The sequence below is a fragment of the Caldibacillus thermoamylovorans genome (assembly GCF_000751775.1).
Classification (GTDB): Bacteria; Bacillota; Bacilli; order Bacillales; family Caldibacillaceae; genus Caldifermentibacillus; species Caldifermentibacillus hisashii.
In genome coordinates this window covers 1-12918 of the sequence record NZ_CCRF01000052.1, presented here as the reverse complement: position 1 = coordinate 12918, position 12918 = coordinate 1, and the positions used below count along the sequence as shown (strand labels likewise).

Sequence of the window (12918 nt, the reverse complement as noted above, 5' to 3'; positions counted from 1 at the left end):
GGGAGAGGATGAGATGGAATTAGGACTAACAGATAAAATTGCTCTAGTCACCGGGGGAAGTAAAGGAATTGGGCTTGCCACAGCACTCCAACTTGTAAAAGAAGGGGCAAAGGTGGCAATATGTGCGAGAAATTTAGATGGATTGGAAAAAGCACAATCGCTAATAAAAGAACAAACGAATGAGGAAGTATTGATCATAGAGGCAGATGTTAGAAAAGAAGCTGAATGTAAACGGGCCGTGACTACAACAGCAGATTTTTATGGCGGATTAGATATATTGGTAAATAACGCCGGTACAAGTTCAGCAAATCCGTTTGAAACTGTTGAGACAGAACTATGGCAACAAGATTTAGATTTAAAATTGTTTGGTGCGATCCATTGTTCACGCTTTGCTATTCCATATATGCGAAAGAGTGGGCATGGTGCCATTGTTAACGTGACTGCTGCTCTTGCCAAGACTCCAGGTGCGTCATCTTTACCAACAAGTGTCAGCCGTGCAGCGGGCATGGCATTGACAAAAGCAATGAGTAAAGATCTAGGCTCTGATCATATCCGAGTCAACACCGTATGTATCGGCTTAGTTCGGAGCGATCAGATCGAAAAAATTTGGCAAAAACAAAGACCTGATTTAACCTGGGATGAATATTCCAAAGAAACCGGAAAACATATCCCACTGGGACGAATTGGCGAACCGGAAGAAGCAGCGAAAGTAATAACTTTTTTAGTCTCCGATGCAGCTTCCTATGTGACGGGAACTTCTGTTAATATTGACGGTGGCAGTGCAGGGGTACTGTAAGTTTTCGACATATGGTGTAAATCGAGGACCGGATACAAATTCGGTCCTCGTTACCTGTCAAGAAAAAAATAGCTTTCGACTTTTTACAAATTGCTGTTCCAATCTTCACATATAAAACAGTATAGGCTCGATACTCCAAAAATGCACTTCTTTTAACTTTTTCCTCCTAATTATTGAGCACAGTTATAATGAATTCGTTTTATCATCCTTAAAATCGATTTTTTGCATTTTTTCTAATTCCAGTCTTAGCTTCTCAGTCTCCAGTAAATAATTTTCCTGTTTTAATTTTTCCAACTCAATTTCCTCTTTAACTAATTTTTGTTTAATTGCAGACTGTTTTCGGAGATGTGATGTTACAATTGCGATAATGGGTATTGAAAACATCATAATAGTTGCAATGATATCTTCCATTTCAAGCTCCTCCTATGTATTTCCTTTCTTTTTATTTTACATGAATGATAAGAATAGAGAAATAGTGATTAGAAAGATTTTGACACATAATGGTTGTGCGTCCGTACGTCCCATTGATGACATTTTAGGACATAGTGAATGATAACGGTTCCTAAATAGAAGTGGGAAATTGAATTGTTCCTAATCATAATCTGACTCGATTTTTCATAAAATGGACAAGAAGGGGAAACGGGGGGATTCATGTGGCATATCAGATAAAAAAGGGAAAGATCATATGGTAAAACAAATCATTATTTACATATTGTTATTCTTCGGAGCAGTAATTCAAGGCTTGGCAATGTCTTTATTTTTATTTCCCCATAATATTCCTTCTGGCGGCGGTGCTGGATTAGCGATTCTGCTTAATCATTTTTTTCATTTTCCTTTAGGATTTGCTTTATGGATTGCAAATGCTGTTTTTTTAATTTTTGCCCTGAATTATTTCGGTTTTACTTGGACTATTAAGACGATTTTATCGGTGGCAACAACTTCATTAACAGTCAGTTATATGACCGAAAATGTGTTTTTGACACATATACATATCGGCCTTGATCTGTTGTTGGGAAGTATTTTTTACGGAATTGGTGTCGGAACTTTGATTCGGGTTGGTTCATCGAGCGGAGGCATGGTCATTCCGTCGTTAATGATTGCGAGAATTAGAAACTGGAATCCAGGGGTGGTCATGTTTTGGATTAATTTGTGTATTTTTCTCCTTACTTCTGTTGTCATTGATTATAAAATCATTCTATTTGCTATTATTTGTCAGTTTCTTTCAACACGGGTGATTGATTATATTTATGTATTGGAAGTCCCTAAAATTCCTTCTTTATCCTTGTCATGGAGAAGAAAATAAAGGAAACTTGGACGTCCTGACCAGTGTGTGTTTCATGACGACAAGTTTCCTTTATTTCATCTTAACGGCAATCAAGAGATTCAACAAAGAAGATAGTTGGAGGACGGGCTGCCCGTATATATCCAATTGGTTTTAACTAACGATAATCGTGTTCTTCGTTCTTGTCCTTGGACATAGATTGGTTTCGTCATCTTATTTTATTAAGCATTATAAAGTAATACCGATTGATACAGGGTGTTAATTCACATGTAGTCCGCATTCGGTTTTTGCCATGCCGGACCATCTTCCTGCACGAAAGTCTTCATTTTCTTTGATCGGTCTCGTACACGGGGCACAACCAATGCTCGGATAGCCTTGGTCATGGAGTGGATTATATGGAAGGTTATTTAATTCAATGTATGTCATGATTTCATCCCAAGTCCAGTGAATGAGCGGGCAAATTTTTATTTTTTTAAATTTGTGGTCTAGATTAATATATTGTGTATTTTTTCTTAATGGGGATTGTTCGCGTCGAAGTCCGGAAATCCAGGCAACTGAATCTTTTAAAGCCTCTTCAAGCGGAGCAATTTTTCGCAAATAACAACAAAGGTTTGGTTCCCGCGTCCATAGTTCGTCACCATACCGATCTTTTTGTTCAAGAGGCGTTAACTTCGGTCGAACCATTTTCACTTGCAATGAAGGATAACGCTTTTTTACTTCTTCAATTAAATCATATGTTTCTTGAAAATGTAAATCTGTGTCCAAAAAAATGATCTTGGCATCTTTTTTAATTTTGCTGATTAAATCAATCAATACAATTCCTTCAGCACCGAAACTGCAGGCATAAATAATTTTGTCATTATACTGGGAATATGCCCACTTTAATATTCCAAAATAATCTCTTTCTTCATCCATGATGGCCGTTGCTTCATCTTCATCCCAATTTTCATATGTCAAAAAATGATTCAATCTAACATTCTCCTTTGCCATTTACTAATATTTGGATTAACATATTATTTTCTACAGTTAACCTGTTCATTTGCTTGAGGTTGCCAAATTGAACATAGGAAAGCATTGCCCTAATCCAGGAACCGTGTCCAAACACTAATACATGATGATACTTTTTATATTTTTCTAAAAAAAGTTTAATTCTTTCTTCCAAGTCTTCAATATTCGTTCTTAAAATTGATTTTTGCGGATCAGCCAACCAGTTTTCACCATCTTGGCGAAATAAGGTAGCTTTTGTTTTTCCCTCGAATGGGCCGAAATCGAGTTCATCTAGTAGTCCGTCGATTTCCGGTTGGATGCCATATAAGGCTGCTGTCTGTTGGGTTCGTTGTAATGTACTTGCTAAGGCAATATCGAAGGACGGCTGTTTTTTTAACTTTTCCAAATTCCTTTGAATGGAAGTTATCGTTTCTTCAGTGACCGGTAAAAGAGGGATATCTCTTTTCCCTTGTAGTAATTGTTTTTTATTCCATTCGGTTGGCAAGTGACGGACTAAAGATAAAAGCATCCTATCCCTCCATAAAAAATGATTCACTGCGAAGACCGCATCGTTCAGCTTCGAGAGCAAGTACATCGGTAAGTTTTATATTCCCTAAATTGACATTCGCACCGAATTCGTTAATAAAAAACATATGGTGTCTCGGTGTCGGTGCTTCGAAAATAATTTTATTGACATCAATGTCTTTTATTAGTTCATGAATTAAATTGGATTTGATCTCACCATTTTTTTCATAAATACCGGATGTCCCGGAATCTCTACCTTCTGTAATACAGTAGGTACTTCCGGCTTCAAGTAATAACTTTATTTCCTGTTTCCAATCATCAACAGGCATATCGAATGAATTATCTTTTGAGCCAACCTCAGCCAAGCAATGAAAATCATTTTTTAACATCGAAATTAATTGCAATCGTTCTTCAAGAGGTATATCTAAAGTCCCTGTCGATATTTCGATCCATTCTATTTCAAATTCGTTTAAAGTCTGAACGTATTCTTTCAGTTTATTCTGATGATAGCATTTTTCAAAAAATGTCCCTCCGAAGAACGGTTTGACATGATAAGCTTTGTACAAATTTATTTTCTCTTGTAAGCGGGGCGTTACATAGGCCGTACCGATCCCGATTTTAGCAAAATCAATATATGGACTATAATCCTCAAGAATCGATTGTAATACGCCAAGTGGAATCCCCAAATCAATGACGGAAGTAATTCCGCATACACGATTACCCGTCTTTCTCTTCGGAATAGATAGGAAATTCATATTTTGACACCTCACTTTTCTAAAGATAATTTATTCAAATTTTAGGCGAATGTTTACACATTGGGTGATTTTCTCAAAAATTGGGCAGAGTTATAATGAATCTCTGCTGTATAAATTGGGTGGAAACTTCGAACAATATGTTTGCATTAACTTTAGTGTCAGGAGGAGTATCCTTGTCAAAGCAAAAACATAAGGGATTAACGATAACAGCCATTGGATCGATTCCTTTAATTCTTGTCTTAGGAAATTCAATGTTAATTCCGATCTTGCCGAAAATGAAATCTGAACTCGATATTAGCCAATTTCAAACAAGTTTAGTTATTACTGCCTTTTCTATTTCAGCAGCGATCATGATTCCGATTTTAGGTTATTTATCGGACCGTTTTTCCAGAAAAGCTGTTGTTATCCCGTCGTTAACATTATACGGGTTAGGAGGCTTACTGGCGGGTGCAGCATCTGCATGGTTTGATAGCGCCTATACATGGGTGCTCGCAGGAAGAATCATGCAAGGGATTGGTGCAGCCGGGACAACTTCCATGGCAATGGCTTTGGCGGGAGATTTATTTAAAGGCGGGGAACAAAGTAAAGTTTTAGGACTTGTTGAAGCTTCAAACGGGTTTGGAAAAGTAATTAGTCCGATTATCGGTTCTTTACTCGCCTTAATCGTTTGGTATGCGGCCTTTTTTGCATTTCCCCTTTTTTGTCTGATCTCGATCTTATTAACCATCTTTTTTATTAAGGAAAAGAAAAAAAAGGCTGAACCTCCACCAGTTGGTCAGTATGTAAAAGGATTGGTTTCAGTTTTTAAATCAGAAGGAAGGTGGTTGTCTGTTGCCTATTTAACCGGGGCGACATGTCTATTTACTTTATTCGGTATCCTTTTTTACATATCTGATGTGTTGGAGAAGGATTACAAAATTGATGGTGTTTTAAAGGGCGGGATTTTGGCAGTTCCTCTTTTGTTCATGACAACAACTTCCTATATTACCGGAACCAAAATAGGAAAGAACATGAAACTCATGAAAAAACTTATTGTAATTGGACTTTTGCTCATGACAATTTCATTTGCATCGCTTGTATTTTTTAAACAATTGATTCCGTTTTTTGCGGTTTTAGTTGTGAGTAGTGTCGGGACAGGCTTGGCTCTTCCTTGTATTAACAGTTTTATCACCGGCAGTGTCTCTACCGAAAAACGCGGGTTTGTCACGTCCATTTATGGCTCCGTTCGATTTTTAGGTGTTGCCATAGGTCCGCCGATCTATAGTACATTAATGGATTGGTCAAGGACCGGTATGTTTTTGACCACTGCAGGATTAACACTGTTTGTTTGTCTGCTAAGTCTATTCTTTATTAAGGTTGGCAAGAAAGAGGAAGGACAGAATAAAAATAAAGCAAATGAAGATAGTTTATTTGAAAAATTGCAATATACGTAAAAGGAGAAGATCATATTGGAAATTTATTTTTCACCTGAAGTTATTACACCTCAATTTCAAATTTTAAATGTGGTAAATGGACAAGAGAAGGCACTTGGCAATGTGGCATTACTGTTTGATGAAAAAAAACTTTATGTATACGGGATATTGGAAGAAGAAGGAGTAAGCGAGAACTTTAAGGATATTGTTTATCCATACGTAAAAGGGCTGGCTAAGGCAAAACCGGATTTAGAAGTGTATTCTTGTCTTTATGTCGGTTGTGAAAAAATCAGCTTAAATGATGCAGAAAATGAAAAGGAAGAAGAGAAAAAATCATGAATGTAATCCCCGGCAGAAAAGTTTTCTCTGACTTGAGGAAAAGTAAAACCATTGCCTCTTTATCTATATGATGTCCGTAAAGACCAAGACCTGTTTGATCAGTTTGAAATGATTGATGCGGCATTAAAACATGATCCGAGTATAACAAAAGGAAAAGAAGGTGTGTATCAATTTGCCTTACAAGGAGAAGACGGCGGTACTTATCAAAAATGAAGAAGCAACAAGAGAAACCTTTGATGGTGATTGGTTTAAAACCGGAGATCTCGGAGAATGGGATGAAGATGGTTATTTGAAAATTGTTGATCGGAAAAAGAGAATTCTTGTTTTATCAACCGGTAAAAACGTCGCTCCACAGCCAATTGAAAATGCCATTTGTGAAAGTGCTTTTATCGAATATGCTTTAGTTGTAGGTGACAAGCGAAAATTTGTGGTGGCTTTAATAAAACCTGATTATGAACAGTTAATCCCATGGATGGAGCGACATGGCATTCAGGGAAAGTTTTATAATGAAATTGTCCGTGATGAAAAGGTACAACATTTATTAATAAGTGAAGTAGAACAAGCGATTCAACAATTTGCCGAATATGAAAAACCAAAGCGGATCATTATCGTGGAAGATGAATGGACTGTTGAGAGCGGTGAAATTACACCGAAGCTATCCGTCCGATATAAAGTGGTTGAAAACAAGTATCGGGATGCAATCGAAAAGGCTTACGATGAAGAAGATAAAGATAAGAAAAATGTAAAAGTATTTACCGCTTAAGGGGATGAAAAATATGGCTATGGAGGTGAAAGGGTGAGTCAGGTTTATTTTTTTACCGGTTTTCCGGGTTTTATTGCTAATCAATTAATTCACGGGATTTTAACGAAATATGATAATGTTGAAAAAATATATGTGCTCGTTCTTCCGACCATGAAACATCAAGCAAAAGTGAGAATCAATCAATTCAATGAACAATATTCGCTCCCGGATGGTAAAATATCGATTATAGAAGGCGATATTACGAAAGTTCATTTAGGAATTAACGAAAAAATAAATAGAGAGCTTGAGACATCTGTAACCCATGTATTTCATCTCGCTGCTATTTACGATTTGGCGGTACCAAGGGATATTGCTTATCGGGTCAACGTAGACGGGACGAGAAATGTCAATGAATGGGTACAGAAACTTCAAAAATTAAAACGATATACCTATTTCAGTACGGCCTATATTGCAGGGACAAGAACAGGTATACTAAAGGAAGACGAATTGATCCGTCCACCCGGTTTAAAGATGCAAATTTGAAACGGGCGGCAAAAGGTGCGGTATGGGGTGCTTTTACGAATTCAGGGCAAGTATGTATGAGTGCGGAACGAATTTATGTAGAGGAATCGATATACGATGATTTTTTAAATATAGTAAAGGAAGAAACAGAAAAACTTATTCAAGGTACCAATGAAGACAGTGATATCGGGTCGATGACTTTTCCAAAGCAAAAAGAAATCGTGAAACACCATGTAAAAGATGCATTGGAGAAAGGAGCTGTGTTAGTTTCGGGCTCTCCACCTGATAAATGGGATGATTCCATGTTTATTCAGCCGATCATCTTAGCCAATCTTAAGCAAGATATGGAAGTCGTTTGGGATGAAACGTTTGGCCCGGTGATGCCGATCATCCCATTTAAAACGGAAGAAGAGGTAATTAAGTTGGCTAACGAGTCCAATTACGGATTAAATGCCAGCGTTTGGACATCTGATTTAAAAAAAGCAAGGCGGGTAGCCAGTCGACTCGTGTCAGGAGCTGTAACGGTAAACGAGGTATTAGTCTCCGTAGCCAATCATTATTTACCGTTTGGCGGAACAAAAGATAGCGGTATAGGTCGTTACCACAGTGAAGAAGGATTAAAGATTTTTTGCCATGAAAAAGCCATTATTTTAGACAGAGGCAAGCGTAATAAAGAAATTCAATGGTATCCATATAAAGGAAAGTACGCAGCGTTTCTCAAATTATTCCAAAGTTATTTTCATGAGCGAAAGAAATGGATTCAATTTCTACGTAGTTATTTGAAGCTTTTAAAAAAATAATTCAGTTCTTATCATGTTAATGTTTATATAGATTCATATATTCAGTTTTCCAGATGAGATTGGTAAACAGAATTTTAGTCATTCAAAAAGAGACAAGTCGAGCGTTCAATCAGTGGGATGGAAAAATCCTTACTGATTGAACCAAAATGTAGTTTTGAAACAAGAGAATGATTATTGTATCTTTTGATCAAGTTCTGTAAGTATTTCCCCGATCTTTTTATCATGAATCACTTGATCGGCAAACTTATCATATGGGGTAGGTTCCATGTTCACAATCACTAATTTCGCACCGCTCCCTTTGGCAATTAAAGGAAATTGGTTGGCTGGCGTAACAGTTAAAGAAGAACCTAAAACGATAAACAAGTCTGCTTTCTCTGTTTCCTCCATGGCAAGTTGAAAAGCATCTTGCGGCAATACTTCACCAAATAATACGATATTTGGACGTAACACGCCGCCGCATTCACAATAATAATCTTTGTTCACATAGTTTTCACTGCTATATTCTCTTCCACATTTTTGACAGTGCAGTTTTTGAAGTGTTCCATGTAATTCGGCTACACGAGTGCTGCCCGCTTCTTGGTGGAAACCGTCAACATTTTGTGTAATAATGGATCGAATAATCCCCTGTTGTTCCCATTTTGCTAAAATATAATGACCTTTATGGGGTCCAAACTCTTTTACACCGAGTACCCGTTCACGATAAAAGGCTGTAAATTCTTTAACATTTTCATTAAGCGCTTTTGTACTGGCGATTTGGCTCGAATTATTTTTTCGCCAAAGTCCATTATTACTTGAACGAAAATCGGGTAACCCACTTTCGGTAGACATACCTGCGCCGGTAAAGACAACCGTATACTGTGAAGACATTAACCAATCTTGTAGCATGCAAAACCGCACTCCTTTTTGTTACTAACAAACTCCTCCTTTTTATTATACAATAATAATAAGGAGTTAGAAAATATACATATCGATTGATCGGTCAACTAATTTGTGGTTAAACCAACTATATATTGCAGATGTGGAATTATTTCGAATAATTTTTCAGTACCCCTTGGTCAACTATGAATTTGTCTTTAAGTTTGCCAGGGAAAATGGAAAGATTTTGTATAAAGAAAACGGTGGGGTTTTTCAAATTATTGTAGAGAAGGGGAAAATATGTGTTTAATTTTATTTGCTTATAAAGTACATTCGCAATATCCGCTCATTGTTGCAGCCAACCGGGATGAATTTTTTAACCGCAAAACAGCTTCGGTTCATTACTGGGAAGATGAACCAGAAATTTTAGCTGGCCGGGATCTTGAAAAAATGGGAACATGGATGGGGGTTACAAAAAACGGACGGTTTGCAGCATTGACAAATTACCGCGATCCGAGTGAAGATGTGAGTGGTAAACGATCCAGGGGTGAACTTGTCGCAAAAGCACTGATTGATAAAGAGTCCATAGTGGATTACGTCAAAACCGTTCAGTCTGAAGCCGATAAATATCCCGGTTTTAACTTGATTGTAGGGGATAAAGATAGTCTGTATTACTTTTCTAATAAAGAAGGGAAGATTCGCAAGCTGGTACCGGGAATTTACGGATTAAGTAATCACTTGCTCAATACACCTTGGCCAAAGGTAGAAGTTGGGATGGAAAGGTTAAGACAGTTAATTGAAAAAGATGCGATAAAACCGATTGAAAATTTATTTACGCTACTATTAAACACAGAGACGTACTCGGATGATCGATTACCTAAAACCGGTGTACCGATTGAGATGGAAAGAATGCTATCTCCACTTTTTATTAAAAGTGCGAATTATGGAACGAGAAGTTCAACGGTTATGCTTATGTCGGAAAATCAAGTTCAATACGTTGAAAAAATTTATCAACCGGAGCGAAAAAAAGCAAAGCAGTTTCAATTTTATTACGGAAAGTGAGTAGGAGACAAACAATGATTAGACAAGCATTGAAACAAGATAAAAAAGATGCAGCTTCACTAATATATCAAGCAATTCATGATATTGCGCATGTATTAACAGCAGAGACTGAATATCAAAAAGTTTTGGCTGAACTGGAAATATTATTTTCTTCGGAAGGAAATCGAATTAGCTATAAAAATTGTCTTATTGCAGAAGACGAGGGGCAAATAGCGGGGATTGTCGTAAGCTATCCAGGCAAATACGCAGAGAAATTCGATGAAGCGATCAAATCTTATTTACTTGCAAAAAAAGGTTATGCACCTGTAATTGATAAGGAAACCGATGAAACAGATTACTATATAGATACCGTTAGTGTCCATTCCAGCTTTCGCAATCATGGAATCGGAACAAGCTTATTAAAAGCAGCCATTACAAAAGGAAAAAAAGCAGGATATCGCACCATTTCACTTGTAGTTGATGTCAATAACAAGCAAGCCCGGAAATTATATGAACGAATCGGATTTATTTATAAAAAGTCGATTTCCATTCACCATCATGATTACGATTACCTAGTAAAGGAAGTTCATTGACATATAAAAAATTCTATGATATTAAAATAATGTTGATTAGCACTTTCAACAGAAGAGTGCTAAAATAATAGAGGAAATACGTAAGATAGAAAGGAGATTGTAAGGATGGAGAAAAAACAATTTCAAGCCGAATCAAAACGACTGTTAGAAATGATGATCAACTCTATTTATACAAAAAAAGAAGTTTTCTTGCGTGAATTGATTTCCAATGCCAGTGATGCGATTGATAAAATCTACTATAAAGCACTGACGGATGACGCACTTACTTTTGATAAAGACAATTACTACATAAGAATCATACCGAATAAAGATAATCGGACTTTAACGGTGATTGATACTGGGATTGGAATGACAAAGGAAGAACTCGAATCCAACTTAGGCACCATTGCGAAGAGTGGTTCTCTTGCTTTTAAAAAGGAAAATGAAATTAAAGATGGTTATGATATTATTGGGCAATTCGGTGTCGGCTTTTACGCAGCCTTTATGGTAGCAGATGTCGTAACTGTAACAAGCCGCGCACTAGGTTCTGAACAAGCTTTTAAATGGGAATCTCGTGGAGCTGATGGATACACGATTGAACCGGCAGAAAAAGGGGATGTCGGAACAGAAATCGTTTTAACATTAAAAGAAAATACTGAAGACGAATCCTACGATGAATTTTTAGATGAATGGCGTTTGAAAGAAATCATTAAGAAGTATTCTGATTTCATCCGCTATCCAATTAAGATGGAAGTCACCCATTCCAAACCGAAAGACGATGACAATGGCGAATACGTTGATTACAAGGAAGAAGAAACGATTAACAGCATGGTTCCAATTTGGAAGAAGAATAAAAGCGAACTGACCGATGAAGATTATATCAATTTTTACAATGAAAAACGGTACGGTTTCGATAAACCGTTGAAACATATTCACATTCGTGTTGACGGTACTGTGCGCTATAATGCCATTCTTTATATCCCTGAACGGGCACCTTATGATTTTTATACACCCGACTATGAAAAAGGGCTGGAACTGTACTCAAACGGTGTGTTGATTATGAATAAATGTGCCGATCTACTTCCGGACTATTTTAGTTTCGTCAAAGGGATGGTCGATTCAGAAGACTTATCACTAAATATTTCTCGTGAGATGCTGCAACATGATCGGCAATTAAAAGTCATTGCGAAAAATATTAAAAGCAAAATCAAACGGGAACTAGAGAATTTGTTAAAGAATGATCGTGAAAACTATGAAAAATTTTATGAAGCATTCGGCCGACAATTAAAATTTGGTGTCTATAGTGATTTTGGTGCTAATAAAGAAGTATTGCAAGATTTACTACTATTCTACTCTTCCAAAGAGAAAAAGCTAGTTACACTTGCTGAATATGTGGATCGCATGCCAGAAGGCCAAAAATATATTTATTATGCAACTGGTGATTCAATTGAACGAATTGATAAACTTCCTCAAACAGAGCTTGTAGCGGATAAAGGATATGAAATTCTTTACTTCACCGATGATGTGGATGAATTTGCAATTAAAATGCTGTTAAAATACAAAGAGAAAGAATTTAAATCAGTATCTGACAGCGACCTTGGTATTGATGGCGGTGAGAACGAAAAAGAAACAGAAGCGGAAGAAAAAGAATATCAGGAACTGTTTGATTATATGGCCGGCGTCCTGGATGGGAAAATAAAGAAAGTAAAAGCTTCCAAACGGTTAAAAACGCACCCTGTTTGCTTATCAACTGAGGGTGAAATTACTATTGAAATGGAAAAAGTATTGAATGCCATGCCAAACCCGAACGGACAAAAAGTAACTGCCGAAAAGGTACTTGAAATCAATACCCATCACGATGTATTCAAATCATTGCAAGACGCATTCAATATTGATAAAGAAAAACTCAAGCTTTACACAAAACTATTATATAACCAAGCATTATTAATCGAAGGTCTTCCGATTGAAGATCCAGTCGCATTTACAAATGATATATGTAAAGTTATGGTGTAAATACATGAAAAGAAAGTGTTAGCTAGTGGCTAGCACTTCTTTTTTTTTCATAATATCTCGGCTATAGTGAAAATACTTCGACAAATGTTATCAGTTTCATTGCCAATTTCTCTATTCTCTTATAAATTCATTATATATCCTGAATTATTCACAGAAAATCAGAAACTTATTATAACTTCTGGTTTACCAAGCCTTTTCAGCTTTATTGTACTGCACGAAAAAAATGAAAAAAGAGTCCATTTTTGTTAAAGTTAAAGTAACTAAAACAAAAACCACA

16 protein-coding genes are annotated in these 12918 nt (G+C 36.7%); 11 read left to right on the top strand and 5 right to left on the bottom strand.

Annotated elements, in window-relative coordinates; genetic code table 11:
• The first annotated feature begins 13 nt into the window (after positions 1-13).
• Complete coding sequence (locus BT1A1_RS08770) at positions 14-796, top strand: SDR family NAD(P)-dependent oxidoreductase (RefSeq protein WP_034770180.1); 783 nt, start codon at positions 14-16, stop codon at positions 794-796.
• A 183-nt stretch (positions 797-979) separates the two neighbouring features.
• On the opposite strand, the gene BT1A1_RS08765 is transcribed toward BT1A1_RS08770, so the two are convergent.
• Entirely contained in the window at positions 980-1207 is a 228-nt protein-coding gene (locus BT1A1_RS08765; protein WP_034770178.1) for a hypothetical protein, read from the bottom strand.
• Positions 1208-1481: 274 nt separating this feature from the next.
• On the opposite strand from BT1A1_RS08765, the gene BT1A1_RS08760 reads away from it, so the two are divergent.
• Complete coding sequence (locus BT1A1_RS08760) at positions 1482-2099, top strand: YitT family protein (protein WP_034770175.1); 618 nt, start codon at positions 1482-1484, stop codon at positions 2097-2099.
• A 237-nt stretch (positions 2100-2336) separates the two neighbouring features.
• Here BT1A1_RS08760 and BT1A1_RS08755 read toward each other — a convergent pair whose 3' ends face one another.
• From BT1A1_RS08755 to BT1A1_RS08745, 3 genes are read right to left on the bottom strand one after another with little or no spacing between them, the layout of a single operon-like run.
• Positions 2337-3047, bottom strand: a complete 711-nt coding sequence (locus BT1A1_RS08755; RefSeq protein WP_269147492.1) for a phosphoadenylyl-sulfate reductase — start codon at positions 3045-3047, stop codon at positions 2337-2339.
• Between the two features lies 1 nt (position 3048).
• On the bottom strand, positions 3049-3594 hold the full coding sequence (locus BT1A1_RS08750) for a histidine phosphatase family protein (RefSeq protein ID WP_034770171.1): 546 nt from the start codon (positions 3592-3594) through the stop codon (positions 3049-3051).
• Between the two features lies 1 nt (position 3595).
• Positions 3596-4345, bottom strand: coding sequence for a phosphosulfolactate synthase (locus BT1A1_RS08745; protein WP_034770169.1), 750 nt, complete (start codon positions 4343-4345; stop codon positions 3596-3598).
• Positions 4346-4518: 173 nt separating this feature from the next.
• Here BT1A1_RS08745 and BT1A1_RS08740 point away from each other — a divergent pair, with 173 nt between their 5' ends.
• From BT1A1_RS08740 to BT1A1_RS08720, 6 genes are read left to right on the top strand one after another with little or no spacing between them, the layout of a single operon-like run.
• A complete protein-coding gene (locus tag BT1A1_RS08740) occupies positions 4519-5778 on the top strand; it encodes an MFS transporter (RefSeq protein ID WP_034770166.1) in 1260 nt (419 codons plus the stop codon).
• Positions 5779-5793: 15 nt separating this feature from the next.
• Entirely contained in the window at positions 5794-6096 is a 303-nt protein-coding gene (locus BT1A1_RS08735; protein WP_034770164.1) for a hypothetical protein, read from the top strand.
• Between the two features lie 51 nt (positions 6097-6147).
• Positions 6148-6309, top strand: coding sequence for a hypothetical protein (locus tag BT1A1_RS18655; RefSeq protein WP_156103206.1), 162 nt, complete (start codon positions 6148-6150; stop codon positions 6307-6309).
• A complete protein-coding gene (locus tag BT1A1_RS08730; RefSeq protein WP_034770162.1) occupies positions 6269-6859 on the top strand; it encodes an AMP-binding protein in 591 nt (196 codons plus the stop codon). Before BT1A1_RS18655 ends, BT1A1_RS08730 begins: the two co-directional genes overlap by 41 nt.
• A gap of 33 nt (positions 6860-6892) precedes the next feature.
• On the top strand, positions 6893-7381 hold the full coding sequence (locus BT1A1_RS19310; RefSeq protein ID WP_051989076.1) for an SDR family oxidoreductase: 489 nt from the start codon (positions 6893-6895) through the stop codon (positions 7379-7381).
• The gene (locus tag BT1A1_RS08720; RefSeq protein ID WP_051989075.1) at positions 7378-8160 is read left to right on the top strand and encodes an aldehyde dehydrogenase family protein; all 783 of its coding nucleotides are present in this window, start codon (positions 7378-7380) and stop codon (positions 8158-8160) included. Before BT1A1_RS19310 ends, BT1A1_RS08720 begins: the two co-directional genes overlap by 4 nt.
• A gap of 171 nt (positions 8161-8331) precedes the next feature.
• Here BT1A1_RS08720 and BT1A1_RS08715 read toward each other — a convergent pair whose 3' ends face one another.
• Complete coding sequence (locus tag BT1A1_RS08715) at positions 8332-9045, bottom strand: NAD-dependent protein deacylase (protein ID WP_034770158.1); 714 nt, start codon at positions 9043-9045, stop codon at positions 8332-8334.
• A gap of 270 nt (positions 9046-9315) precedes the next feature.
• On the opposite strand from BT1A1_RS08715, the gene BT1A1_RS08710 reads away from it, so the two are divergent.
• The 3 genes from BT1A1_RS08710 to htpG all read left to right on the top strand — a co-directional run bounded on the left by BT1A1_RS08710 (position 9316) and on the right by htpG (position 12641).
• Positions 9316-10077 carry an NRDE family protein gene (locus BT1A1_RS08710; RefSeq protein WP_034770155.1) on the top strand — a complete coding sequence of 254 codons (762 nt, stop codon included), beginning with the start codon at positions 9316-9318 and terminating at the stop codon, positions 10075-10077.
• Positions 10078-10091: 14 nt separating this feature from the next.
• Positions 10092-10649, top strand: a complete 558-nt coding sequence (locus BT1A1_RS08705) for a GNAT family N-acetyltransferase (RefSeq protein ID WP_034770154.1) — start codon at positions 10092-10094, stop codon at positions 10647-10649.
• A 105-nt stretch (positions 10650-10754) separates the two neighbouring features.
• Positions 10755-12641 carry a molecular chaperone HtpG gene (gene htpG, locus BT1A1_RS08700; protein WP_034770151.1) on the top strand — a complete coding sequence of 629 codons (1887 nt, stop codon included), beginning with the start codon at positions 10755-10757 and terminating at the stop codon, positions 12639-12641.
• Positions 12642-12918 lie beyond the last annotated feature (277 nt).

Bases quoted from the DNA above. Each gene is read 5' to 3' on its own strand.
- BT1A1_RS08770 (WP_034770180.1), top strand. From the start codon at position 14: ATGGAATTAGGACTAACAGATAAAATTGCTCTAGTCACCGGGGGAAGT.
- BT1A1_RS08765 (WP_034770178.1), bottom strand. From the start codon at position 1,207: ATGGAAGATATCATTGCAACTATTATGATGTTTTCAATACCCATTATC.
- BT1A1_RS08760 (WP_034770175.1), top strand. From the start codon at position 1,482: ATGGTAAAACAAATCATTATTTACATATTGTTATTCTTCGGAGCAGTA.
- BT1A1_RS08750 (WP_034770171.1), bottom strand. From the start codon at position 3,594: ATGCTTTTATCTTTAGTCCGTCACTTGCCAACCGAATGGAATAAAAAA.
- BT1A1_RS08745 (WP_034770169.1), bottom strand. From the start codon at position 4,345: ATGAATTTCCTATCTATTCCGAAGAGAAAGACGGGTAATCGTGTATGC.
- BT1A1_RS08715 (WP_034770158.1), bottom strand. From the start codon at position 9,045: ATGCTACAAGATTGGTTAATGTCTTCACAGTATACGGTTGTCTTTACC.
- BT1A1_RS08710 (WP_034770155.1), top strand. From the start codon at position 9,316: ATGTGTTTAATTTTATTTGCTTATAAAGTACATTCGCAATATCCGCTC.
- BT1A1_RS08705 (WP_034770154.1), top strand. From the start codon at position 10,092: ATGATTAGACAAGCATTGAAACAAGATAAAAAAGATGCAGCTTCACTA.
- htpG (WP_034770151.1), top strand. From the start codon at position 10,755: ATGGAGAAAAAACAATTTCAAGCCGAATCAAAACGACTGTTAGAAATG.